Source organism: Psychrobacter sp. 78a-MNA-CIBAN-0178 (assembly GCF_040309625.1).
GTDB classification, from domain to species: Bacteria; Pseudomonadota; Gammaproteobacteria; order Pseudomonadales; family Moraxellaceae; genus Psychrobacter; species Psychrobacter okhotskensis.
Genome location: NZ_JBEOOZ010000003.1, coordinates 209,754 through 234,185, shown reverse-complemented (window position 1 = coordinate 234,185; position 24,432 = coordinate 209,754). Strand labels below are relative to the sequence as shown.

20 protein-coding genes are annotated in these 24,432 nt (G+C 42.6%); 11 read left to right on the top strand and 9 right to left on the bottom strand.

Features of this window, described 5'->3' with window-relative positions; all coding sequences use genetic code 11:
- The first annotated feature begins 100 nt into the window (after positions 1–100).
- A complete protein-coding gene (locus AAEY80_RS04015; RefSeq protein ID WP_025652279.1) occupies positions 101–910 on the top strand; it encodes a hypothetical protein in 810 nt (269 codons plus the stop codon).
- A 115-nt stretch (positions 911–1,025) separates the two neighbouring features.
- Here the strand turns inward: AAEY80_RS04015 and hemJ are convergent, their stop codons facing one another.
- The 6 genes from hemJ to serB form a co-directional block, all read right to left on the bottom strand.
- Complete coding sequence (hemJ, locus tag AAEY80_RS04010) at positions 1,026–1,460, bottom strand: protoporphyrinogen oxidase HemJ (protein ID WP_037025402.1); 435 nt, start codon at positions 1,458–1,460, stop codon at positions 1,026–1,028.
- A 108-nt stretch (positions 1,461–1,568) separates the two neighbouring features.
- A complete protein-coding gene (gene bioB / locus AAEY80_RS04005; protein ID WP_025652281.1) occupies positions 1,569–2,603 on the bottom strand; it encodes a biotin synthase BioB in 1,035 nt (344 codons plus the stop codon).
- 358 nt (positions 2,604–2,961) lie between these two features.
- Positions 2,962–3,468 (bottom strand): SCP2 sterol-binding domain-containing protein, encoded by a 507-nt coding sequence (locus AAEY80_RS04000; RefSeq protein ID WP_025652282.1) that lies wholly within the window; start codon positions 3,466–3,468, stop codon positions 2,962–2,964.
- Between the two features lie 266 nt (positions 3,469–3,734).
- The gene (aciT, locus tag AAEY80_RS03995; protein ID WP_227502360.1) at positions 3,735–4,112 is read right to left on the bottom strand and encodes an AciT family ciprofloxacin tolerance protein; all 378 of its coding nucleotides are present in this window, start codon (positions 4,110–4,112) and stop codon (positions 3,735–3,737) included.
- Positions 4,113–4,386: 274 nt separating this feature from the next.
- On the bottom strand, positions 4,387–5,397 hold the full coding sequence (locus tag AAEY80_RS03990) for a DUF368 domain-containing protein (protein ID WP_350587921.1): 1,011 nt from the start codon (positions 5,395–5,397) through the stop codon (positions 4,387–4,389).
- 260 nt (positions 5,398–5,657) lie between these two features.
- Positions 5,658–6,848, bottom strand: a complete 1,191-nt coding sequence (gene serB, locus AAEY80_RS03985; protein ID WP_350587919.1) for a phosphoserine phosphatase SerB — start codon at positions 6,846–6,848, stop codon at positions 5,658–5,660.
- A gap of 527 nt (positions 6,849–7,375) precedes the next feature.
- Between serB and AAEY80_RS03980 the strand changes: the two genes are divergently transcribed.
- The 6 genes from AAEY80_RS03980 (at position 7,376) to AAEY80_RS03955 (ending at position 12,922) form a co-directional block, all read left to right on the top strand.
- Entirely contained in the window at positions 7,376–8,902 is a 1,527-nt protein-coding gene (locus AAEY80_RS03980; RefSeq protein WP_350587918.1) for a hypothetical protein, read from the top strand.
- Positions 8,903–9,109: 207 nt separating this feature from the next.
- Positions 9,110–9,346, top strand: a complete 237-nt coding sequence (locus AAEY80_RS03975; protein ID WP_025652287.1) for a PA3496 family putative envelope integrity protein — start codon at positions 9,110–9,112, stop codon at positions 9,344–9,346.
- A gap of 510 nt (positions 9,347–9,856) precedes the next feature.
- On the top strand, positions 9,857–10,414 hold the full coding sequence (locus AAEY80_RS03970; protein WP_025652288.1) for a UPF0149 family protein: 558 nt from the start codon (positions 9,857–9,859) through the stop codon (positions 10,412–10,414).
- Between the two features lie 163 nt (positions 10,415–10,577).
- Positions 10,578–11,015, top strand: a complete 438-nt coding sequence (locus tag AAEY80_RS03965) for a YbjQ family protein (protein ID WP_227502364.1) — start codon at positions 10,578–10,580, stop codon at positions 11,013–11,015.
- A gap of 49 nt (positions 11,016–11,064) precedes the next feature.
- A complete protein-coding gene (locus tag AAEY80_RS03960; RefSeq protein WP_025652290.1) occupies positions 11,065–11,553 on the top strand; it encodes a YbjQ family protein in 489 nt (162 codons plus the stop codon).
- 445 nt (positions 11,554–11,998) lie between these two features.
- On the top strand, positions 11,999–12,922 hold the full coding sequence (locus tag AAEY80_RS03955; RefSeq protein ID WP_025652291.1) for a bile acid:sodium symporter family protein: 924 nt from the start codon (positions 11,999–12,001) through the stop codon (positions 12,920–12,922).
- A 146-nt stretch (positions 12,923–13,068) separates the two neighbouring features.
- Here the strand turns inward: AAEY80_RS03955 and AAEY80_RS03950 are convergent, their stop codons facing one another.
- Positions 13,069–14,226 (bottom strand): formate/nitrite transporter family protein, encoded by a 1,158-nt coding sequence (locus AAEY80_RS03950; protein WP_201565538.1) that lies wholly within the window; start codon positions 14,224–14,226, stop codon positions 13,069–13,071.
- Between the two features lie 374 nt (positions 14,227–14,600).
- On the opposite strand from AAEY80_RS03950, the gene AAEY80_RS03945 reads away from it, so the two are divergent.
- The 4 genes from AAEY80_RS03945 (at position 14,601) to AAEY80_RS03930 (ending at position 20,731) form a co-directional block, all read left to right on the top strand.
- Entirely contained in the window at positions 14,601–17,546 is a 2,946-nt protein-coding gene (locus AAEY80_RS03945; protein ID WP_350587917.1) for a valine--tRNA ligase, read from the top strand.
- A gap of 180 nt (positions 17,547–17,726) precedes the next feature.
- A complete protein-coding gene (locus AAEY80_RS03940; protein WP_201565659.1) occupies positions 17,727–17,831 on the top strand; it encodes a hypothetical protein in 105 nt (34 codons plus the stop codon).
- 169 nt (positions 17,832–18,000) lie between these two features.
- Positions 18,001–20,397, top strand: coding sequence for an SIR2 family protein (locus tag AAEY80_RS03935; protein WP_201565530.1), 2,397 nt, complete (start codon positions 18,001–18,003; stop codon positions 20,395–20,397).
- Between the two features lie 145 nt (positions 20,398–20,542).
- Entirely contained in the window at positions 20,543–20,731 is a 189-nt protein-coding gene (locus AAEY80_RS03930; protein WP_227692007.1) for a hypothetical protein, read from the top strand.
- A gap of 9 nt (positions 20,732–20,740) precedes the next feature.
- Here AAEY80_RS03930 and AAEY80_RS03925 read toward each other — a convergent pair whose 3' ends face one another.
- The gene (locus AAEY80_RS03925; RefSeq protein ID WP_201565529.1) at positions 20,741–21,874 is read right to left on the bottom strand and encodes a sterol desaturase family protein; all 1,134 of its coding nucleotides are present in this window, start codon (positions 21,872–21,874) and stop codon (positions 20,741–20,743) included.
- Between the two features lie 251 nt (positions 21,875–22,125).
- Complete coding sequence (locus AAEY80_RS03920; RefSeq protein WP_025652298.1) at positions 22,126–24,189, bottom strand: carboxypeptidase-like regulatory domain-containing protein; 2,064 nt, start codon at positions 24,187–24,189, stop codon at positions 22,126–22,128.
- Between the last annotated feature and the right edge of the window lie 243 nt (positions 24,190–24,432).

Below are 24,432 nucleotides of genomic sequence, written 5' to 3'. Positions count from 1 at the left end.
AAAGCTTGCAGACGCATAGCGAAATAGTTTATAAGTAAGCCTGCAATGTTCGATTGTCATTTATGCGATGACTTATATTTTATTGGCAAGGAGTTAGCCCATGTCGTGTTTGCCCATATCGTTGGTTTCAGCGTCGTGTAGCTTATTTTTATTAACTTTTGGCGTTGTCAGCCAAGCTCAAGCAGATAGTATGAGCGCACTCATTGCCCAAAAGTCCGTCCAGTCTGATTATGCTTCACCTTCATACTCTTCCGTGCCCTCTGCCAAAGTGAGCACGCGCTCTACGATTCAACGTGCTGGCAGCTATCGCTCAAGCCCTATCAATGTTCGCCCGACAACCAACACCACTTATTCAACCACGACTTATTCTAATAACACCCTTTACACCAATCCGCCAGCTGTCAATACTGCTTATCGTTATCCTGACGTACAACGTCAAGCACCTAGGGCATTACCCGCGTTTTTGTCCGGTAATTATGACAATGTCGATAGTGAGTATTTACCGTTACTCAGCAGTGCTGAGATGCAAAGCAACAGGGCGGCGCGTGAGGTGGTAAGTACCGCGCGCAAAATGGCACTGAACGAGCGCGCGATTGTTCAAGGCGGCTGTTGGGATTATCTGGATGCGGTATTTAAGCGCGCAGGGGTGACTCGTGATACTGTGCATAAAGGCACTTATGGGCAAGGACCTTATGCCAACAGTAGTGAGATTGAGGTCGGTGATTGGCTCTATTATATCAATCATGGCTACAATGGCGTCGAGCATAGCGGTTTGTTCGTCGGTTGGGTCGATGAACGTGCAAAGCAAGCCTTGATACTGAGCTATGCAGGCGAAAACCGCCGTGAGCCTGCGCGCTACCGTGTGTATGATTTAAGCAATGTCTATCAAATCATGCGCCCTAGTGTGTAAGCACTAAGGTTCAAAAGGTTCTAATAAAAAACGTCCGTTACTTATTAAAGTAGCGGACGTTTTTTATTTTTAGATCGTTAGTTCTAAAGCCGGTCATCAGTCATTTGTCTGAATGTTAGAAGGGTTTGACCACCACTAAAATGACGATAATTACTAAGGCAAAAACTGGTACTTCATTAAACCAGCGCCAAAACTTGTGTGATTTATAGTGAGGATTATCCATCAGCTTTTTGCGATAAAAACCACACGCACCGTGATAGCCAGATAGTAGTACCACTAATAACAGCTTGACGTGCAACCAGCCTTGGGTTTTATAAACATCCCAGCCAAGTCCCAACATCCATAAACCGAATACCCATGTCGCTATCATCGATGGCGTCATAATACCGCGATATAACTTGCGCTCCATAATGACAAAGCGCTCTTGGCTAATGCTATCATCGCTCATCGCATGATAAACAAACAGGCGCGGTAAATAAAATATCGCGGCAAACCAGCACACCATAGAAATAATATGTGCCGCTTTAATCCAGTTAAAATAATCTGGCATCATCCTCTCTCTTACTTATTTTAGGACACGCCCTCGTTTATTAGGGCGTTCAATAATGTTGGCAAGCTTAGCGCAGATTATCCAATAATGGTAGCGTTATACCGCAAACTATTCCGCCAATACGACTTGCGATTGATGACCATTCATCGCATCCATAACGGGCACTTGCTTGGGTACTCTCGGCGCGGCAAATTGCGCGGTCAAACCAAGCTCACGCATCAGTCGATTGTCGCTTGATTGACTGGCGTTACCCGTGGTCAGCAGCTTGTCACCATAAAAGAACGAATTGGCACCACCCATAAAGGCTAATGCTTGCTCAGCATCAGATAGGCTTTCGCGACCAGCGGACAGACGCACGTAGCTGGTTGGGCAGCAAATACGTGTCACCGCAATGGTACGAATCCACTCAAGAACGGACAGCTCACCTTCTGCTAATACCTTATCGCCAATCGGTGTACCTTTGATAGGCACTAATAGATTGACCGGAATCGACTCTGGCGCTTTGGGCATTTTTAGCAGCTCATGCACCCAATCGATGCGATCATCACGGCTTTCACCCATGCCAACGATGTTACCGCTACACACGCTAATACCAGAATTGCGCACATTGGTAATCGTATCTAAACGCTCATCATAGCTGCGCGTACTGACAACCTGCTCATAATAACGGCGCGAGGTGTCCAAATTGTGATTGTAATAATCCAATCCGGCATCCGCCAATTGCGCTGCTTGCTCAGTGTCGAGCATGCCAAGGGTCATACAAGTCTCAAGACCGAGGGCTTTTACTTCTTTGACCAGCTCAACCACATAGGGCATGTCTTTGGCGCTAGGGTGCTTCCATGCCGCACCCATACAAAAACGTGATGAGCCACTGGCTTTGGCACGCTTGGCTGCGGCAATGACTTTATCGACTTCGATACGCTTCTCTGCTTGCAGGTTGGTTGTGTCGCGATGATGACCCGATTGTGAGCAGTAGCCGCAATCTTCAGGACAGTTACCGGTTTTGATGGATAGCAATGTGCTGATCTGCACTTCATTGGCAGTAAAATGCTGGCGATGAACGGTCTGTGCTTGCAACAATAAATCCATCAACGGCAAATCAAACAATTGAGCAATTTGTTCACGACTGTGTTTCACGCCCATATTTGAGTTCACTGTAGTGGCATCTGTAGCTAGTGCCGCTAGCAAGTCATGGGTTGCATTGGCTGAATGATTAAGCGTGTTAGTTGGCGTTTGGCTGTTGGCGTTAGGTTCTGAGATACTAAGCAATCCTGCCATAATATAAATCCTTTTATAACGGTATTAAAATTTGAATATTGGTGCCTTTAAGGGTTTTGAAATAATAAAAAAGGCTGCGATATAGTATACCGCAACCTTTTTAGAAAGTCAGAACGCGACTAGCTAGTATTTATAATGACTACAATTAAGCACATTAGAATCATTTTAGCTGCACCTCAGGCGCAACCAATAGCTACTCAATGATTTAGCGACTTATGTCTGATTATTTGCCCAATTTGTGCTTAGCAAAACCAATCCAATGCTCCGCAAATTTCTGCGCTTTATAGGCATAAGGTTTGGCTTTATCAATATATGGCTTACACTCTTCTGGAATGGCTGGCACGATGTGCTTAGCAAGCTTGTTAAACCACATCATCAGGCTATAATCACCCTCAATGCTCAGATTGCCTTCTTGTACGGCAGTCATAAAAGCAGGAAGACTGCCTTGAGTCAAAAGCTTGACGCCAGTCATAGAATCTTTAAAGTTAATCGTTAAATCTGCTTCTTTTGCATGACCGCTATGTTGGCTAAACTGTCCATTATCAAAGCTAAAATAACGTGCGATATCCGCCTCAGTGCTGGCAAGCTCGATAGTGACTTTGCGATCAGCAAACAGCGCTTTAACGTCTTCGTTATCGCTATCAGCCAACATCGATAAGCGATAGCCAACCACAGCCAATAACACGTCTAACGGATCAGATTTGATATCTAACACAGGAACAGTAAACATAGTGCAACTCCTAAAGAATGGACATAAAAATAAAGCGTACTTTATACCAATTTTTGCGACAAATATATAAGTAGATTATAAACCATTGCAAGGTCACAACTCTTTAGTAGTTAAGTAGAGAGCGTTAAGTATCTTGTAACATTAATCGCTCAAGGTTTACTGATTATCAGTTTCTTCGCATTGGCTTTCTTACTTCTGCTGAACTGTTTGCAGTTATCTACTTTTTTATAGATTACTTTTTGATTGTCTGCTTTTTATTTAACCTTTCAATGAAAGCGCGGCTGATAATCGTCGTCGTAGACAGGAGTGTGTTCGATATAGCGTGCCGCTTCCAATTCTCGCTGTTGTTGTACCGTTTGACTGACGTCGTCGTAACGTAGCGCCCGATACAGTACCCAAGCACCTAAAGGTAGCCAGCTGATACCCATGGCGATGACATAGCTGTGCCATTCTGAGAGCGTGGCGAGCATCGGCCAAGTCGCCAACAAACCTTGGATGACTTCAACAGCCAGCCAATAGGCCATACCACCAAACAGATATAGCAGCAGCCAGCGCTGTGATGACAAGGCAAGCGCCACTACCAAGCTTGCCAACAAGCCATAGCCGAGCCACGTCGCGCTGCTCCACGTGTCTATACTGATCATAGAAAATATCGTCAATAACATCATTCATCTCGCTAGTCATAAGGTGAATTCCAATGTGACCATTATGAAAGTTTGCTGAGTAAAGCTAAAGAGGGCAGAGGCGACTTTGCGACAACAGATGACGTTTGGTTTTTTGACTAATTTTGACCGTTGAGCATGTGTAATTGGCAGGCAAAGCGCCGCAAGGATGGGCGCTTATTTTTGAGACTGGCGATGGTTTAAGAATAAGATATTAACAAAACTATTGCTAAATCGAATTTTGACAGTTTAACGGTTAAAGACGATTGCTGCGGTTGCCCCACCAAGCCAATAGTGAGACTAAAACTGCGCCTAATAGCATCAGTCCTATAGTGGTGAGCCACTGCGGGCCAGTAGGGTATTGCCAAGGCATGACATTGGTGACTGCCTCGCTATCCAAAGTACCCAAAGCGTCTGTTTTCCACGGCCAGACTTTAACCAAGGAGCCAGCGATAAAACCGGTAAGCAAGGCCAAGGTGGCTTGATAATAATGTGACAATAGCCATTTGAGCGCGCGTGTAAATAATAACAAACCCGTTGCCATACCCGCCATAACAGTAAGGATGATAGTAAAGTTATGGGTATGCACCGCCTCTAATACCGTATCATAAGCGCCCATTAGCAGTAAAATAAACGACCCTGAGATGCCCGGTAAGATCATCGCACAGATGGCAATGGCTCCGGCAAAAAACAGATAGGGTAAGCTTGGGGTGGTGGTCAATAAAGGCAAACTACTGATAATGACCGCTGCCGCAATCCCGATGACAAACAGCACCGCCCGTCCCATGTTCCAGCGCTTAATCTCACTCAATAAAATAAAGACAGTGGCGACGACCAGTCCAAAAAAGAACGACCAAATCAGTAGCGGCTCATTGTCTAGTAGATGCTTAATAATGCCAGCCAAGGTCACAAAGCTGGTCGCAATGCCGAGTAGCAGACACAATAAGAAGGTGGCATCAACTTGGCGCCAAACGGCAAGCAAGCCTTTGATACCACCATCTTGCCGAAATACTCGCCAGAGACTGAGGCCGATGCTGCCGAGCGCATTAATCAAACGCTCATAAATACCGGCGATCAGCGCGATGGTACCACCAGAAACACCAGGTACGATATCAGCCGCGCCCATCGCCATGCCTTTGAAATACACGCCCAGTAGCTGTTTTGGATTGTCTGTAGCGGTAGCAGGGTTGATGCTGTTATCCAAAGATTGTGGCAATGGTTGTGGCGCTGACGGCGCATTTGGCCGTGGTGATGGTGATGCCGTCATGGACTATCCTTTATGATTAAAAAATAATAAATCTAAAAACCAGCGAAACATATAGTCGATACTAAATAAAATAGAGACACGACATTATAAAATGCGTGACTGGTACAAATTTTTTTGGCTTGCTGTGCCTACGCAGATAAAGGCGACAAAAAATTTATCTCAGTCACGCTGGCTCTTTTTTATATTGAACTGACCATACAAACCAGATTAATGATAAAGCATTAACCTAATTTGTATGAACATGTCTAACTATTTAGCGTCTACACAGTAGGGGCAAGCGCTGGATAACCAAGCGCATAGAGTGTGCCTTCCAGCCCAGTGACATTGATTGCGGCATCGGCGCGTGCTTGTACAATAGGCTTGGCATGATACGCAACACCCAGGTCAGCAATAGCCATCATTGGCAAATCATTAGCACCGTCACCGATACAGACCACTTGCGACATGTCGATACCCAAGCGCTCGGCAGTATGCTCAACGATAGCTGCTTTTTTTGCACCATTGACGATGGGCAGCTGTACATGACCGGTGACTTCACCTTCGTCGATGTCTAAGGCATTGGCGTGAACCTCATCAATGCCTAATTGCTCAGCGATATAGCGCGCAAAGTAGGTAAAGCCGCCGGAGACCAATACCGTATGATAGCCCACTGCTTTGAGCGCCTTGATCGTCGTGCGAGCACCCATTGATAGCGTCAAGCGGCTGCAGATATCATCCAGTACATCGGTTGAGATACCTTTTAATAACGCCACTCGCTGGGCAAAAGACTCATCAAAATCCATCTCGCCGCGCATTGCCGCTTCCGTGATAGCTTCGACTTCCTCACCGATGCCCGCTGTTTTGGCCAGCTCGACGATCACTTCTTGCTCGATTAAGGTTGAATCCATATCAAAGCAGGCAAGTTTGTGAGTACGTAGCATATGACCGACTGATAAAATATGACAATCGACGACATTTAAGTTATCTGCGCTGCTAGCGCTGCGTGTATTGTTATACGCTTCGGTCAAGTCATGACGCAAACGCGTGGTTAGCTGATCGTCGATGATGTGAGCCGCTGCCGTTTTTTTAGCAGGGTGCATGAGCGTGTCAGTCACTGGTACTAGCAAATAGCGGAAGACTTGTGATTGTGTAAAAGGCAGGCGTTGGACGTCTGCTGCTGTCGGTTCTGTATCAGAAACCATAATGTCGACGAAACTGGCATCGGTATCTTCAGCGACGGTCACCAAATGCCAGCTTGGCTGCTCATCGACCCATGACTGTATATACTGATGGATATCAAGCGTTGTGACTTGCATCGGCAACACTACAATGAGGGCAAAAACCGGTAGTGATTGCAGCGCGTCGAAATCTTGCAAGTTAGTACCGTCGGGTAGTAGTGAAGCGATAGAGTCGACGGCTTGTTGCCATGCTTTGCTGTCTTTTGGTAACGAATAAGAGGTATTTTTTGGCATGGCTCAATTGTCCCTTGTATGCTCATATAAGATTGGGAATAATAACAGCTTTACTCGGCAGCGCCTATAGATGAGGCGCAAAGTCTCAGCGTTGTATCAAAACGACTCTGAGGGGTAAAAAAGCCGTTAGAATAAATTCAAACGATTATGACAAATTTATAAAACGGCTAACGCCATCAGGCTTACTATGGTGATATAGTAGCGTTATTGCCTTGATAATGACTTTATATTTAAGATAATGACTTTATATTTAAGATAATGACTTTATATTTAAAAGGCGATGCTGAGCAATTTTATCTTAAGCTGTGCTATTTTTTAGACCTCGTTAAGTTTAAGGCTGTGGTGCTTTTTAGATGGCAAGGCTTTTTAGATTGTGGAGCTTTTTAGAACATATTACGTCTTATAATGTAGTGCTTAATGTCATCATCTTTATAAATATAAACATCGCAGAATTTTTTAAAATTAGCCAAAAAATGAGCCATCGCCTTGTTTTTTAATTTCTTTTATCCAAAAAAGTTTACTATATCATGACGTATTTAGCGCCGCGGCAAGGGTTGTTTGCCATTATTCTTCTGGTTAGTTTTTGTTTGCAAACTCTATTATTGGTCATCAGTACCGATCAACAGCTGAGCGAGAGTCGGGCGCAAAAGGGCGAACAGATGGTCGCCCAACTGATTGATGAGGCGCGCTTGTCTTTGGAAAACAAAGACCGTGTCAGCTTGAGCGTCATTGCCAATCGCTATACCAGCGAGCAAGACGTGACTCGCATACTGATCAAAGACAATAACGACGATATATTAGTGCCGGTCGGCAATGCGCCGATGCAGCAAGGCAATACGATCAGTCAAATCGCGACTAAAGGCGATGCGGTGATTGGCAGTGTGTCATTGACGTTGAAGGATATTAGCAAAGGCGAGATCATCACCATGCAGTGGCCGTTTGTAATCGGTACTATGCTGCTGCATTTATTATTGTGGCTCATCTATGGCTATATTGCCCGTCCGACCAAAGAGCAGATTAATGCCCTGAGCCGTGATATCGAAGATTTGCACCGTGAGCAATATCGGCAGATTGATCAGCGTGGTCATTACCGCGAGAATGCTCGTGGCTATGCGGATGATGGAAAAGGCAAGCGCTCAGACGATTTTGAGACAGCGGATAAAGATCTTAACCTTACTGATAGCCAAGCGAATGCCAGTGGTGAGACAAACGATACAACCACGCGTACTCGCAAAATTGATGTTCACAATGAAGTCAATGCCTACTTAAGAGCGCAGCAGAATCAAGAGGCGACTGCTGTTAACTCTGATCATGCATCTGAAAATCACACAGATTATCAGGTAACCAACGCGACGCACCATGAGGAGCTTGATACTGATAACGGCGCTCACAAAACTACTCGTAGTGCCTCCCAGCTATCTACTAATAAGCTATCTAACGCCAAGCTATCTGCCACCCGCGCATTTGACACGGTCAGCGTCCAAATCGTCTTTCATGACGAATTTAATATGCTTGAGCGCCTAGCGCCTTCTCAGCGCTTGCCTTATCTGGCGCTATGTACGCAGCTTCTGAATCAAGCAATGACCGAGCTACTCAAACAGCCACTGCTGATGGGTGTGAGTGCGATGAATGAACCGCGCTTTGATGAAAACGGTGCTTGTGCGCTGCTCAAAGCAGATAATAGCCACGCCAAAGTTGCGCTAGCAGGTGTAATGTTGGGTAAGCTCTATTTAATGCTTAATAAAATCATCCACGACAAGCATATTGAGCTATCACGCTTTGCTTTGCCAGCCAAAGCTGGGGTGAGCGATGATGCCCAAGCCGATGCCATGAGCCAACTGCTACAAAGCGTGGGCAAAAAAGAACAGATGCTGATATTGCTCCCCAATGCTGGCCTTAAGCAAATCAGCAACCATGTCCAAGTACACAGCATCATGCGCCCAACGACTGTCTATGAGCGTGAGTGCGCGATATTTGATGGTGGCAATGACGCCATGATTCAGCGCTTAGCCGATGTCCGTAATGCCGTATTGATGATTGAAGACGAAGAGTGATGATGACAAGTATGGTATTTCGTTGCCTTTAACGCAGCTACTTTCTCTACAATTGCCTACGCGATAGCTGGTCAGATTCACTTTGTATTTGCGACTAAATAGCGCATAGTGATAAAAAGGATTGACAACGCTCAGTAGAGACTTTATAAGGCATATATATATTCATGTATTTTTAATACACTTGCCGAAAAATGATAGGAGTTTGTCATGAGTGACGCTGATATTGACGACGATTTTGATGATGATTTTGTCGACGATGACGACGCAAAGATGGTAGAAGAGGCTGAGACCAGTGTGCGTACGCGCCTAAGCAGTCTCGAGAAGCGTCGACTAATCGATAATTTGCTAGAAGAAAAGCGTTTGGCAAAAGAGTTAAAAGACGACCTTGATGATCTAGATAACTTCGATGAAGATGGCGATGATTGGGATGATGACGACCTCTAGCTTTAGACTTAAGTTAAGCGCTAGAGGCGTCAGCCAAACAGCCGTTATAACCTTGGTTATACGAAGTAGATCATACAAATTGGGTCACGCAAACTAGGTTATGTAAATTAGGTCGCGCAAAAGCAGCTCAATAAACTAAGCCAACGCCTTAGCAGATTATCGCGACTTAATTGTGCTAAGCTGACTGTCTACATATTAGTGGTTAACGCTTGATTTTCGTTTTTACCGACTGCGACATTATCTACTTTATCTAATAGACTTATAGTCTGTTCGATATAATCTGGATACCAGGAGAGCGAGTGAAGTACTACAAATAGTAGACTAAGCGAGCTTGATACCGTATCTGACTTATAGAGGACTGACTATGCTTTATAAAGGTTGTTTGGTTCTAAGTATGCTCGCCAAGCAACTGCTATCCTCTTTTTATTTACCATCTTTTATTTACCACCTTACATTTAATCGATCGTTTGTGGCGACTGACGCAATCTATCTTTCAAGGACCATCACACCATGAATAACCAATTAAGTTTCGACGAATTATTAGACTATTTGGACAATCAAGAGAGCCAATTTGTGCTTGATAGTGTCGCAACCCATGGTTTTTTGACGGCGACTGTCATTGGGCGTCCGTTGCCTAACTGGCTTGAGGCGCTTTTTGAAGGTCATGTGAGCGAAATTCCAGAAAACGTTATTGATGGTATCCAGCGCTGGCGCGACTCTATCATGGCTGAGCTAAAGAACGAGACGCCTATTGAATTGCCTTTTGGTGAAGATGCGGGCAACGAAGAAGTGGCTGTTGATTTTTCTGAAGAGTCCGATATCGTTGCTTGGTCAATTGGTTTTGTCGATGCCATGTATGGTGATGAAGCCAGCGACTGGTTTGAAAACGAAGAAACGGCAGAAGACGTGGCTGTATTAACCTTGCCAATGATTGTGCTCAGCGGTATCGATGATGAAGATCCAGAGCTGGCCGAAATGCGTGTGGATCAAGATAAAATGGCACAGATGGCCAACAGTATCGAAGGCAATCTGACTGAGTTGTTTTTATTGTTCCATACAAATGATTAGTTTGTTAGAGACAGCATTTATTATTAACACTATTTATTTCTATTAATATTGGGTTTTGTTCGCAGCCATGCGCGCTAACATTACCCTTAATCAACGTCGATGAACGCTGAATGTTACTCGCTAAATTATTTTTATAAGTCACCGATAAGGTCGTACTATGACTGTGCAACTCTCCAATCTTGAGCACTTGCCCAACTATCAGATCACTGAGCGCTTGGACGTGGTTTACGGCAGTACCGTGCGCTCAAAGCATGTCGGTAAGGACTTGTTCGCCAGTCTAAAAAACATCGTTGGTGGCGAGCTGACTGCCTATACTGAGCTACTAGAAGAGTCGCGCCAAGAGGCGATAGATCGCATGATTGTAAAAGCCGAAGCACTCGGTGCTGATGCCGTCGTTGGTCTGCGATTTTCGACCTCTAGCATTGCCCAAGGCGCTTCTGAGCTATTTGTCTATGGTACTGCAGTCAAAGCAGTGCCGGTACAACAGCAGCCTGCCTCAGCGCAACCACCACATTCTCCCTCTAGTCACGACCCATCTATTCAGAATTCACAACCGCCAGCCCCAGCGGATGATTTGCCACGTTTCAATCCTTTTGGTTAGTTAATTAAGTTTTAAAACACTAAAGCTTTTTTATGATAAGAGACGTGCCATGAATAACTCTATGACTCAGTTCCTCATTAACTACGCGCCGCTTATCATATTATTCGTGGTAGGGTGGTTCTTTGGCTCGCGTCATGAGCGTCAGCATTTGGCGCAGCTGATGGTTTCAGAGCAAGCCGTGGGTCATATTGTGGTCTCAAGCGAGCGCTTTTATCGCCCCAAGCTGGTAGCCAATAGTGACAGTGAGCTGGTGCTTGGCAGCGTGGTGATTGCGCAAGATTACTTTAAGATGATTATCGCTCGGGTGCTGAGTTTGTTTGGCAAAAATCTAACCACTTATGAGACGCTGTTAGACCGTGCACGACGTGAGGCTATCGTCCGTATGCGCTCGCAGGCACAAGCCAAAGGCTACAATCATATCTATGGTTTGCGTCTGGAAGTCACTAATATCAATCAATTGGGCAGCATGGTTGAAGCCATTGCCTATGGTACGGCAGTTCTTAGCACTGAGATTGCTACCAAAACGTCCCCAAAATAAGCGCTCATAGCACTATCAATATTTAGCCATCATTATTTAGCTATAACTACTTCACGCCAAATTATCGACCGCCAATTCATTTAAAAGCCAAATCCTTTAGAAGCTGACGGTACACACTCTCATTTAATCTTATTAAACCCGCTTTTATTGTTGTTCAATAGACCCTATTCTGCATTTGACTGATGAGTCGTTGAATAAAGCAGATAAACCTAACTTTCGCCCTATATACTCCCTTTATTGATTCTTAATAATTATCAATGATTAATCACAGTATCTATAAAGTATTTTATAAAAATCTATATCAGAAATGGTATAAAAAAATGGGTGATGTCCGTTATTCATAAGGGTCGGTAACGATGAACCCGTATTAGCAAGGAGCGCTAATCTGGCATCATTTAATCATTATAAACTGACCTAGTATTAGGTCTTCTACATGGATGTAGTTATGGAAAATCTTGAAATAGTCACTTTAGTAAACTCAGTCGTGATTCCCCTTTGCCTATTTTTGATCATGATGGGTATGGGTATGACCCTCATTACCAACGATTTTAAACGTGTTTTAAAATACCCAAAAGCGGTCAGTATTGGCTTGCTCAATCAGCTTATTTTGTTGCCTATTATAGGTTTTGCACTGGCAAATATCATGCCGCTGCGACCTGAATATGCGGTAGGGGTCATGTTACTCGTGCTCTGTCCGGGTGGCACCACTTCCAACTTATTTACCTTCCTTGCCAAAGGCGATGTAGCGTTATCCGTCACTATGACTGCGATTGCTAGTATCATCACGGTATTTAGTATTCCTATTGTTCTAAGCTTTTCATTGATTCACTTTATGGGTGCTGGAAGCGAGTTTCAACTGCCAATTATAAAGACAATGATTTCTTTATTCGTCATCACCATTTTGCCTATTAGTATTGGTATGCTGATCAAACGCTTTGCGCCAAGGGTTGCCGATAGCTCACAAGTATTGGTCTCTCGTTTTGGCGTGACGTTTTTGACATTTTTAGTGGTGTTTTTGAGTTATGTACAAAGAGATATCATCGTTGAGGCGCTTATCGCTACTGGCCCCGTATCGTTGCTACTAAACCTATCAACCATGGCGCTTGGTTACTACAGTAGTAAATGGTTGGGCTTGAACCTAGCACAACGAACGTCTATCACTATGGAAGTCGGCTTGCAAAATAGTACCTTATCTATATTTATGGCGCTCACGCTCTTGTCTAATTACGATATGTCGATGACCCCAGCTATTTATACCTTAGTTATGTTCTTGACCGCTGGTATATTGGTGAGAGTATTTAGCTCGAAGTTCAATAAGTTGAAGAAGACGGAAATTGAGAAAGGGGTTTTGGCCGCCCGTATGCTCTAAAGGTATCATCAGTGTTGAGCACTTATTGCCTATAAAATATAATTACTGATAAAATATTGCCAGCGCACACTCTTAAATAATGAGTTTGCGTTGGTATTTGCTTGTATGAGTCAGAGGCTTTACGAGTCGATAGGCATTTGATTACCCTAGCGCCGTCGTCTATTCATCCTCGCGACTTGGTTGTCTTTGTTTTGCTGCTTCACTCTTTCGATTTCAAATAAGAAGGTACGGTTTTTGAGTACCGCGACGAACACCACGCCGCCTACGGTATTGCCTAATATCACTACCACCAAAAATATCAAGTAACGCCAAAAGCTGACGGTATTGCCATACAGTAGGGCAGAAAACACCTCGATATTACCCACGATACTATGATGCAAACCCAAAAAACCAATACTACCCGTGATTAATGACACCAGCACGATACGGCTAATGGTATCGCGTGCCGAGGTCACCAGCCAAGCGGCGACCCCCATCATCCAACCTGCCAGCACAGCACTACCAAATATCACCCACCATTCAAATCCCAAGACATGCTCGGAATAGGCGTCGATATCGCTCGCACTAAATAGCTGCATATGTAAACCCAACCCGATCATTAACGCTGCAAATAAGCAGCCACCAACGACGTTACCCGCGATCACAATGCCCCACAGCCGCATGAGTTTGTTTAATGGTTCGATGCCATTTAGTACAGGAAGACTCAACAGAGACGTTTGCTCGGTAAACAATAGCGATTGTCCAATGACGACAATGATAAAGCCAATCGGGTAAAGTAGGGAAGCGAGGACAATGGCATAATGACTGGGTAGCACGCCACTCAACAGCGCAAAAGCCGATAAAATCATAAAAAAGCTAATGCCAATCTCCAGCCCAGCGGTAAAGGCACTGGTAAATAACGAGCCAAGCGAGCGTTCAAAGGTTTCTTTGGCATCCATTACTTGCTCAACCAAGATACTGGCATAGCTTTTAGGTTCGCTTAAGTTGTCATCGCTGGCCACTTCTTTGATAGATTGTTTGTCTTCATCGCTCATGCCTTCTGAAAAGTCTTCGTCTTTTAGGGTTTTGCCCTCTGACGCACTTTCATCTTGGTTTTCATCTTCAGAGTCATCTTGGCTTTCATTTTTGGAATCATTTTGGTCTTCATCCTGAGCGACGTACTGATGGGTTTCATTGCTCACTGCTACTGCATTGTTCTTGTCATCGGTATTGGCATTATTATCGTCACTGCTCTTTGCTGCGTGACGGTGAGTGGTGACGCTGGATTCATTATTTTCATGAGAATGATCTTTGTTATTAGGCATGCTAGTAAACTTATATAAGAGAAGCGGTGAGTAAAAGATATAAAAGTGCGAGTCAAACCGACATCGACTTATAGCCATTGCCATGCTGTAATGGCGCTATGCCGTGCTGCTGTATTACTAAAGACAGCTTATTTTAATAAGTTACAGTAAGCCAATAACGACTGCAAGCAGCGAAAAAGCATTCGATGCTAACAAAATTTGCCCATATAAGATAAAATCATCCTACTAACTTTTTTGTTTGCTCGGATGACTTATTATTATCCAACGTTAGCGCTAGGTCTGAACCTAGCTTGCGTTGGTTAATTGTATGAATTCGACGATAACCATACCTTTGCTTATTATTTAATCCATTTACATTTTAGTCTGAGAGCCTTATGAGTAACCCTGATAGCAAAAATAATTTAACCCAATCGATTCAAGCCGCCTTAAGCCAATTAGAAAACGCCTACAATCCAAGCGATGTCGAAGCAGGCATGTATCAAGGCTGGGAAGAAAGCGGTTATTTTAAGCCAAGCTTTGATAAAGACGAATCGTTTTCTATTGCTTTGCCACCGCCAAACGTCACCGGCTCGCTACATATGGGACACGGTTTCAATAACGCCATTATGGACGCATTGACGCGTTATCACCGTATGGATGGTGACAATACCTTGTGGCAACCGGGTACCGATCATGCGGGTATTGCTACCCAGATGGTCGTTGAACGTCGTTTGGAGGCGCAAGGTATCAAGCGCCGTGACATGACTCGTGAAGACTTCGTGGATAAAGTATGGGAATGGAAAGAAGAGTCGGGTGACAATATCACCCGTCAAATTCGTCGGCTTGGTAGCTCGGTGGATTGGTCGCGGGAACGCTTTACGATGGATGATGGCTTGTCCAATGCGGTAAAAGAAGTGTTCGTACGTTTATTTGATGATGGTTTGATTTATCGCGGTAAGCGTCTGGTCAATTGGGATCCTAAATTCCAAACGGCGTTATCAGATTTAGAAGTCGAAAACCACGACGAAAAAGGTAGCTTGTGGCATTTCCGCTATCATTTCACCGATAAAGATATCACTACACAAGACGGCAAAAACTATCTGGTTGTCGCCACCACACGCCCTGAAACTTTACTTGGTGATACCGCCGTTGCAGTTAATCCTAGCGATGAACGTTATGCACACTTAGTTGGCAAAACCATTACCTTGCCGATTACTGGGCGCGTAGTGCCTATCGTCGCTGATGATTATGTCGAAAAAGACTTTGGGACTGGCTGTGTAAAAATTACACCAGCGCATGATTTTAACGATTATGAATTGGGTCGTCGTCATAGCTTACCGCTGATTAATATCCTCGACGAGCGCGCTAATATCTTAGCTGACATGGAGGTCTACGCTGACTTGCAAGTGCGTGAGCCTGCACTTGAGCCTACGCCTGTCGAGTACGCGGGACTTGAGCGTTTTGCGGCGCGTAAATTCCTCGTTGAGCAAGCAGGTGAGCAAGGTTGGCTAGAAGACATCGAAGACTACGCGCTCAAAGCACCGCGCGCTGAGCGTGGTGGTACGATCGTCGAGCCATTTTTGACCGATCAGTGGTACGTCGCCATGAATAAGCTGTCACAGCCTGCGATTGATGCGGTAGAAGATGGCAGCATCGAGTTCGTTCCTGCGCAATATAAAAACATGTATATGGCGTGGATGAACAATCTGCAAGACTGGTGCATCAGCCGTCAGCTGTGGTGGGGGCATCGTATCCCAGCATGGTATGACGATGCCACTGGTGAGATTTATGTGGCGCGCGATGAAGCCGAAGTCCGCAGTAAGTACAATCTAAACGCTGAGGTAACACTGCGCCAAGACGATGATGTGCTTGATACGTGGTTTAGCTCGGGACTGTGGACGTTTAGTACGCTTGACTGGGCAGACGTCAATGCGGATCCACGCGTACTGAAAACTTTTCACCCGACTAGCGTGTTGGTCACTGGCTTTGACATTATCTTCTTTTGGGTTGCGCGCATGATCATGATGACCATGTACTTTGTCAAAAACGAAGATGGCACGCCACAAGTACCGTTTAAAACCGTCTATGTGCATGGTTTAGTACGTGATGGGCAAGGGCAAAAAATGTCTAAGTCCAAAGGTAACGTCCTTGACCCTATTGATCTGATCGACGGTATTGACCTAGAAGCGCTGGTCGAAAAACGCACCAGCAATATGATGAACCCAAAAGACGCGGCCAAAATCGAAAAGCAAACGCGTAAAGAGTTCCCAGAAGGCATCCCAGCCTTTGGTACGGATGCACTGCGCTTTACCTTTACCTCTCTTGCCAGTACCGGTCGCGATATCAACTTTGATCTAAAGCGTGTCGAGGGCTATCGTAACTTCTGTAATAAAATCTGGAACGCCAGCCGCTTTGTACTCATGAACTGTGTAGACAGTGAAGGCAGTGCCAAGCCTATCGATCAAGTGGCAAACCCTGACGTTTGGGAATTACCAGAAAAATGGATCATGAGTCGTTTGAACTCTACCGTTGCCGATATCCATCAGCATTTCGCTCAGTACCGTCTCGATATGGTCAGCCAAGATATCTATGAGTTTATCTGGAACGAGTACTGTGATTGGTACGTTGAGCTTGCCAAAGCCAGTCTGAATGATGACTCGGTATCAAGCGAGCGTAAAGCGCAAATCCGCTACGTGCTCTTGGATGTACTTGAAACCGCCATGCGCTTTACCCATCCGATTATGCCGTATTTGACCGAAGAGATTTGGCAAACCATCGCGCCGCTATTGGGTCGCAAAAATACCGACAGCATCGTAGTCGCTGACTATCCACAGACCGATGCCAGCCAAATCAGTGAGCAGACCGAAGCGGATATGGCATGGCTACAAGAGCTAATCGCTAGCGTCCGTAATATCCGTGGCGAGATGAAACTGGGTAACGCGGTACGTCTGCCCGTGCTACTACAAAATATCTCTAGCGACGAAGATGCGCGTCTATCACGTATCAAAAACCAGTTCAAAGCGCTTGCCAAAGTCGAGAGCTTAGAGATCGTCAAAGAAGGCGATGAGGTGCCGCTATCGTCATCAAGTATGGTCGGTCAGCTACGGGTACTCGTACCGATGAAAGGACTTATCGATCCAACGGCTGAGCTAGCACGTCTAGGTAAGTCATATGATAAGTTGAAAGGTCAAGCCGAAGGTATCGCACGTAAGCTAGGTAATGAAGGCTTTGTCAGTAAAGCACCTGCGGAAGTGGTCGATGCGGAAAAAGCCAAACTGGCTGAGCTAGAAGGGCAGTTGACGGCGATGACGGCGCAGATGGAGCAGTTGAAAGCGTTGTAAATAAAGCGTAAATATTTATAGTAATAAAAAACGCTGTCACAATTGTGATGGCGTTTTTTATTGTTTACTGGTTAGTTCTCTGAATAGCTCTTGATCCTGCAGTATAACTGAATATTTGTGTGCTATTATTTACAGTCTATTAATATGAACTCGAATATATCTATATAAGCTGCAAAAAGTATCGTCAGTAAAGCACCTGCGGAAGTGGTCGATGCTGAAAAGGATAAACTGGCTGAGCTAGGAGGGCATTTGATGGCGCAGATGGAAGAGTTGAAAGCGTTGTAAATATCAAAAGCTTAAAAAATATGGCCCCAGCATCGAAGTCCTTTAATAGGGAGTAAATATGTGATGAATGAGGTAGCGTTTTTTAAAGAGCTTTCTCGGCTTCGTCCCTGACAAAAAATCAGGTATTGGAGTAGATATAAAATGAAAATTGATTAATCAAGGATGGTAAATGTCTATAAAGCTTGAACAATTAGTTCATAAAATAGTACCTGAAGAAACCATACTTTTTTTTGGTTCAGGTGCTACTGTAGAGTCAAATGCTCCTTCAGTAGAAACGATTATATCTGATTTGGGCAAAGACTTTCAGATAAATCCTAAAGGTTATACTTTGGGTGAGATTACTGCGATTATTGAAGAGGACTACAGTCGTCGAGAGTTGATTGATAAATTACAAGATTATCTTAGTAGAACGCAACCTATAGGAGGCATAAAAAACCTACCTCTATACTCTTGGAAAACTCTTTATACTACAAATTATGACAATGTAATTGAAGAGTGCTATAGGCAAAAAAATAAAGATCTTAATGTATATGCATCTAACCACGATTTTAGTGCTCGTTCTTTACCTCAAGTTACTAAATATTATAAATTACACGGAACTATTGAAAAAGATATAGCCTACGGTGACTCATCACGTATAGTTTTAACTGACTTTGATTATTATGAAATTGAAGAGTATAGAGATGCCTTAATTACAAAGCTTAAGTCTGATCTTATTGATTCTCATTTAATAATAATTGGCTATTCATTAAATGATGAGCATATTAAGAAAATAACGAATGAAGCTGTTAAGCGAGGTAAGTCAACTGGTAGCAGTAAAGTTACTTTACTTATTTACAGTGAAGATGAAAATAGAGCTAAAATATGGGAAAGAAGAGGATTTGAAGTTTGCTTTGGAGGTATTAGCGAGTTTTTCAATAAAATGGATGCTTCGAGTTACGGTATGCCTCTAGAAAAGTTGGCACACGATAATACATTCGATACAGTTACTAGTCTTACACCTACTACAAAAATAATATCTGAAGAATTGGTTAAAAGCTCAAATATCAATTTAATGGTTAACGGAAGCCCCGCATCATATTCAGATATAAAAAGTAACTTTACATTTAAGAGGGATGTTTTTAATGATATTAAAAACAGTATAACTAGCACAGAATTTATTTCATATACAATTTTAGGACCTAGTGGGGTAGGTAAAACTACTTTAGCTAGACAATTGTTATTCAGTTTAAATCATGATGGATTTAAATGTTTCGAACATCGAGTTGATTATGACTTTAATTTTTATGACTGGATCGAATACGTAAAAAAACTTATAGAAAATGATGAGAAAGCTGTGCTATTAGTTGATGATGCACATAGTTCCTTGAACGAAGTTATGAAACTGATTGAATACTTAGATCAAGGTAGTATAAAAGTACTTTCCATTCTATTAACATCTTCAAAAGATAGATGGACTTTTAGGACAAAAAATCCAAGCTATTTTAAAAACAATATAAATTACGATATTAAATTATTATCTAACCCAGAGATTGATAGTTTAATAAATGTGGTCGAAAACCATGATTCGATTAGAAAAGTAATTAATAGTAATTTTGATGGTTTTACACGCTCTGAGATTAAGAGAAGATTGAAAGTACAATGTGAATCTGAGACATTCGTATGCCTTAAAAATATATATGCTACAGAAAAGTTTGATGATATTATTCTCAGAGAGTACGCTAACCTTAGTGAAGAGATTCAAGAAATCTACCGTTTAGTATCTGCGCTTGAGTATTGTGGAGTAAGAGTTCATAGACAGTTAGTCACTAGACTTTTGGGTATTGAAGGTAAAGTTATATCACATTATTTAGATAGTTTGATTGATATAATATATGAATACAATATTGATAAGAAGGAGGGGATATATGGCTGGAAAGGAAGGCATCCTGTAATTACTAAAATAATAATAGATTACAAATTCCATGATAAGTCTGAGTTGTTTGATTTAATTGAAAGAGTTGTAGATAATATTATTCCTGCTTATGATATTGAAGTAAGAAGCCTAAAAGAGCTGTGTAATTTCGAGACTGGGATACCCTCATTAAAAAGTAAAGTCGACCAAAATAGATTGCTTAGGAAAATAATATCTATGGTACCTAGTGAAAGAATACCTAGGCATAGATTGATTAGGAATTTAGTAGAAATCGATGATTTTGAGAATAGTGAGGCTGAAATAAAAGTATACGAAAATGACTTTGGAGGTAGGGATCCTACTATATACAGATATAGGACTAAACTAAAAGTCGAAAGAGCTTTAAAAACTAAAGGTATAATGGATGAGGATAGAAATGCAATTTTGTATAAAGCAGTTGATGATTTGATAATTTATATTAATCACTTTCCTAATAATAGGTTTTTACTGAAAGAAATGTGTAGCCTTGGAGTTATAATAGCTCAAAGGACAGGCAATGTAGAATGGCTTGAGCAAGGTTTATCTTTATTGAAAAATGCTGAGATTATCACCCAGGATCCTGAAGTTACAAGTTATGTTTCTAAATTTGAAAGCAGGCTTGAAAAATTATAAACATTAAAAATATATTTAATATTTTTTTAATGTTTAATTCTTCTATTTCAAAAAAACCGCTCCAGCTCGTGCTGTTAGCGGTTTTTTAATGTCAGTTATTAGTCTATTATCTTTAAAGGAATAAAAATCTAACGTAAGGAACACCATGAACCATCTCACTGTCGGACAACGCGCGCCTTTAAGCAATCTTGCTATTGACGACACCGCACCCATCACGCTCAAGTTTACCCGACAAAGTCCAATAGAGATGGACATCAGCTGTTTTGCCTTAGATGCAGCGGGCAAATCAAGCTTATGCGTTATGAGTCGCAGCCGGCAGCAGACAAGAGCCTAAATACTTAAATCAATTCTTCTTACGTTGTTTGTTATTTTGCAGCGGATATACTAACTGCGCCACAAAGCCCTCTGGTATCTTTGTATTGGCTGTCGTACCGTATTTTTTGGGTAAATGGTCTGGTAGATGAGCAGTTTTGAATAGCACATCATAAATAGGCAGAAAAGCGGCAAAGTTTTTGTCCCATGCTTCTTTTTCTGAGGAATGATGCCAATGATGGAACTCTGGCGTTGCAAGTAGCCAGCGAAAATACGGAAAACGGAACCGTACGTTGGCATGAATAAAAATGGCATGAAAAGAGATAAACACCAAATAAGCATAAGTTGCCGCTGGAGAGAAGCCCATAAACAATAAGGGAATATAACCGACAAAACGATTCACAATTAGCTCAAATACATGCACCCGACTTGCCGCCAGCCAGTCCATGTGATGCGAAGAATGATGCACGGCATGTATGCGCCATAGCGACGGGACTTTGTGCATAGTGCGATGAATCCAGTAACTAAAAAAGTCCACTATGATCAAAATCTCTATAAATTGCAGCACTAAAGGCTGACCACTGACCAGCTGATGCCATGAGGGATTGAGCCATTGGTTAAATAAAATCTGCGCTGGAATGATGGTAAAAAAACTCAATAACTGAATACCTAAATGGCTAAACATGAAGTATTTAATGTCCGTTACCCAGCCAGATCGCAATAGCTTTTGTTCTTTATATTTGGCATAAAACCGCTCCATAGGTATAAACACTAATGCGGAAATCACTAGAGTCAAAACAAAATAATCCAAGCCTGCATATAGACTACGCTCATAGTAATTGGGCTCGATCTGTCCTGACGCGAGCAGCGCTGCCAAGGCATTGAGTAACATACCCGCCATGCCCCAGCGCTTAGACGGATTGCGTAGTAGACTAATAACACCCGACACAAAGCCAATAACCACACTGGCAAACAATAGGCCTCGTAAAATATTGGCATCATATAAGGGTCTAAAATCTGGTGTGGTAAGCAGATTGGGGAATAAAAAACACAAAGCAGCAAGCGTGGCAAGTATGCCTAAAGACAGCGCAATAAAGGCAGACACTTGCCCTGAGCCTTTTTTAATTTCACGGTCTTCAAAGTGTTGTCGGAGTAATTTGCTCATAGTTTTAATTTGCTGATGCGATTTGAGTTTAATCTAGCATTGTTTAGCGCAAATGAGTATATTATTTACTCGACATTATTAGATAAATACTGTGGATTTTCATGATATCTGCGAGGTAGCCATTATTGATTAACAGCTCACCCTTAGGCGCTTAAATTCAGTTTTCATTCTGCTTGCCTAGAGCAAAAAGACCGCTACAATATCATGCTGTAGCGGTCTTTTTACTTAGAATTTAATACATTTATAAATTTTTAAAGTGTTGGATAAGCTTCTCTTAATGCTGTAAGAATTTGCTCTTTAGCGGCTTCATTGTAGTAAGCGCACTCATTAGTATCCGCTGTAGATAAGTTAGCAAACCCACCCTTAGTATAATAACCTTCGTATACTAAATTATCAAAATTTACAAGAGCCTCAAATTCTTGGTCTTCATCTGCTACTCTGTTAGCAGCCCAAGGAATACCTGCCCATATACCTCGAATAGGATTTAGATCTAAAACTCTAACTTCATCTTCGAAATTACTACTAGAGCCAAGTCCATCGAAGGTTATAAAGTCTAAATTATTATTTATAGATCTTATAGCTTTACAGCTTGCAGCTCCTGTAAAAGTTCCTCTTGAAAAGGGCAAATTGTTCAAATTGTCGACGAGAGCATTAGGGAAGTCTTCTTCATCAATGTTGTATGACAATACATCCCCTATCTTTAGGCCAGATATAGACTTGTCATTGAATGTAAGTATACTTCTAAAACCATTATTGAACTGCTGTATGAGCTGGTTTCCTCTTACAGTCGTACCTAAAACCTCAAACTTGAGTCTATTATTATCTATAGTATATGGTGCTGTTTCTATAGCTGTCCCTTGACGCGTAAGTATGAAGGACGGACCAGTTGCATTTAAGAAATTCACGCTTTGTTGATAGTTTCCTGTTTTATATAGGGACTCAAAATATAAAGCAACACTAGTTGTCAATGAATTAAACGTCGTCAATGATACGTTCTCAAGCTTGTCATTATTATCTAGATCAAACTCAAAATTATAACCAATTAGTCCATTGCTATTACTAGTAGCAGGTGGTTGAAAAGAATCTTCTGGTGAGGTAGGCGTAAGCGTAATAGAAACAGGTGATAAGGGAAGCTCATTAAAATTCCCGCCCACATCACTATTATTTAGATCTATTTCACCATCACTATCAATAGTTCCTACTTCGATACAATTACCATTATTGATTTGGTAAGTACCATTTTGTGCCAAGGCAGGAATTTGAATGGCATTGAATGTAACCGAATATGGATGAGAAGATAAGGTTAAAGGCGTATTAAAAGGTACTTTGATACTAAACTTACCTTCGCTATCAGCCCCACCAGCACTAAAGAAACTGCCTCGCCCTGTTATCTGACCAGCAAAGTCATCTTTAACATACGGTTTTTTAGTTTTGGCATCAATTACACAGCCTTCTAATAATGCATAATATTCTCCAATAGGAATGTCGAGGTTCCATAACGTAAAGTGAGAGACTTGTCCTTTATAACTACCATCTGTCTGACGAGTAGCGACACCTTCTTTCACCCAAACAGTTTGCTCTTCATCGTAATACCACAAAGGAATAGAAGGTAGGTTTTGGTCAGTTGATACTTTAGGATAAACTAAAGTGGCCTGAGTACCTTTCTTGAGATTAAGCGCTGCGCCTGTAGCAGGGTCAGTGAGCTTGACGTCAATGACACCGACGGTGACCAGATCTGTCTGCTGACTGCCATCACTATTTTGTCCGGCAAAAGGCTGCGCAAAGGACTGTGCCCCTGCGATAGAGTCTGGATTGTAATAGTTGGCAGCGATATTGACTGTACCTGTGTAGCTGCTGCCATCTGCTTTGATGATACTATTTGCGGGAATGCTTATCTTAGCGCCTGATACTTGTAGTTCACTAATACCTGCACTGGTGGCGAAGGCGTTTGTGACTTGGTCGGCTGTCAAGGTAATGTCTAATTTATGCGAACGTTTAGGCGCTACTTTGAATTCACGTGCCATCGTCAAATAGCCTGTCTTACGTACTAAAATCACAGCATCAGACTTTAGCTTATCTAAGCTCAATGAATAAGCGCCAGAGCTATCGGTAGTCACCGCACTTTTACCGATTTTGACTTCAGCACCTACCACAGGGCTGCCATTAGCATCTTTTATCGTACCGCTGATACGCTGTTGTTGAGTGTTTGTGTCAGGTTTGTTGGGCTGAGCGACTGTATCGTTGTCATCACCACAAGCCGTTAAGCTCAAAGCAGCAAACAATATACTGGCAGTTAGGGTGTTAAATTTGGTCATAAGGGGGTCTCTAATTTAGACAGGGTTTTAATTCATGTTTGGAATTTGGTGGTTTTAATTTATGCGATTTATTGAGTAGTGCACGGTTGAGCGCATTTTTATAAAAAATATCTTGATAGTGATTAAGAACTAAACGAGCTGTTTGTATGGACAGTTACTATCGCACATAATCTAGTAACAAAAGGATTATGCCTTATAGTTCAACAATATTCTAGTAGTTAGGATGGAGGATAACTATTGTTT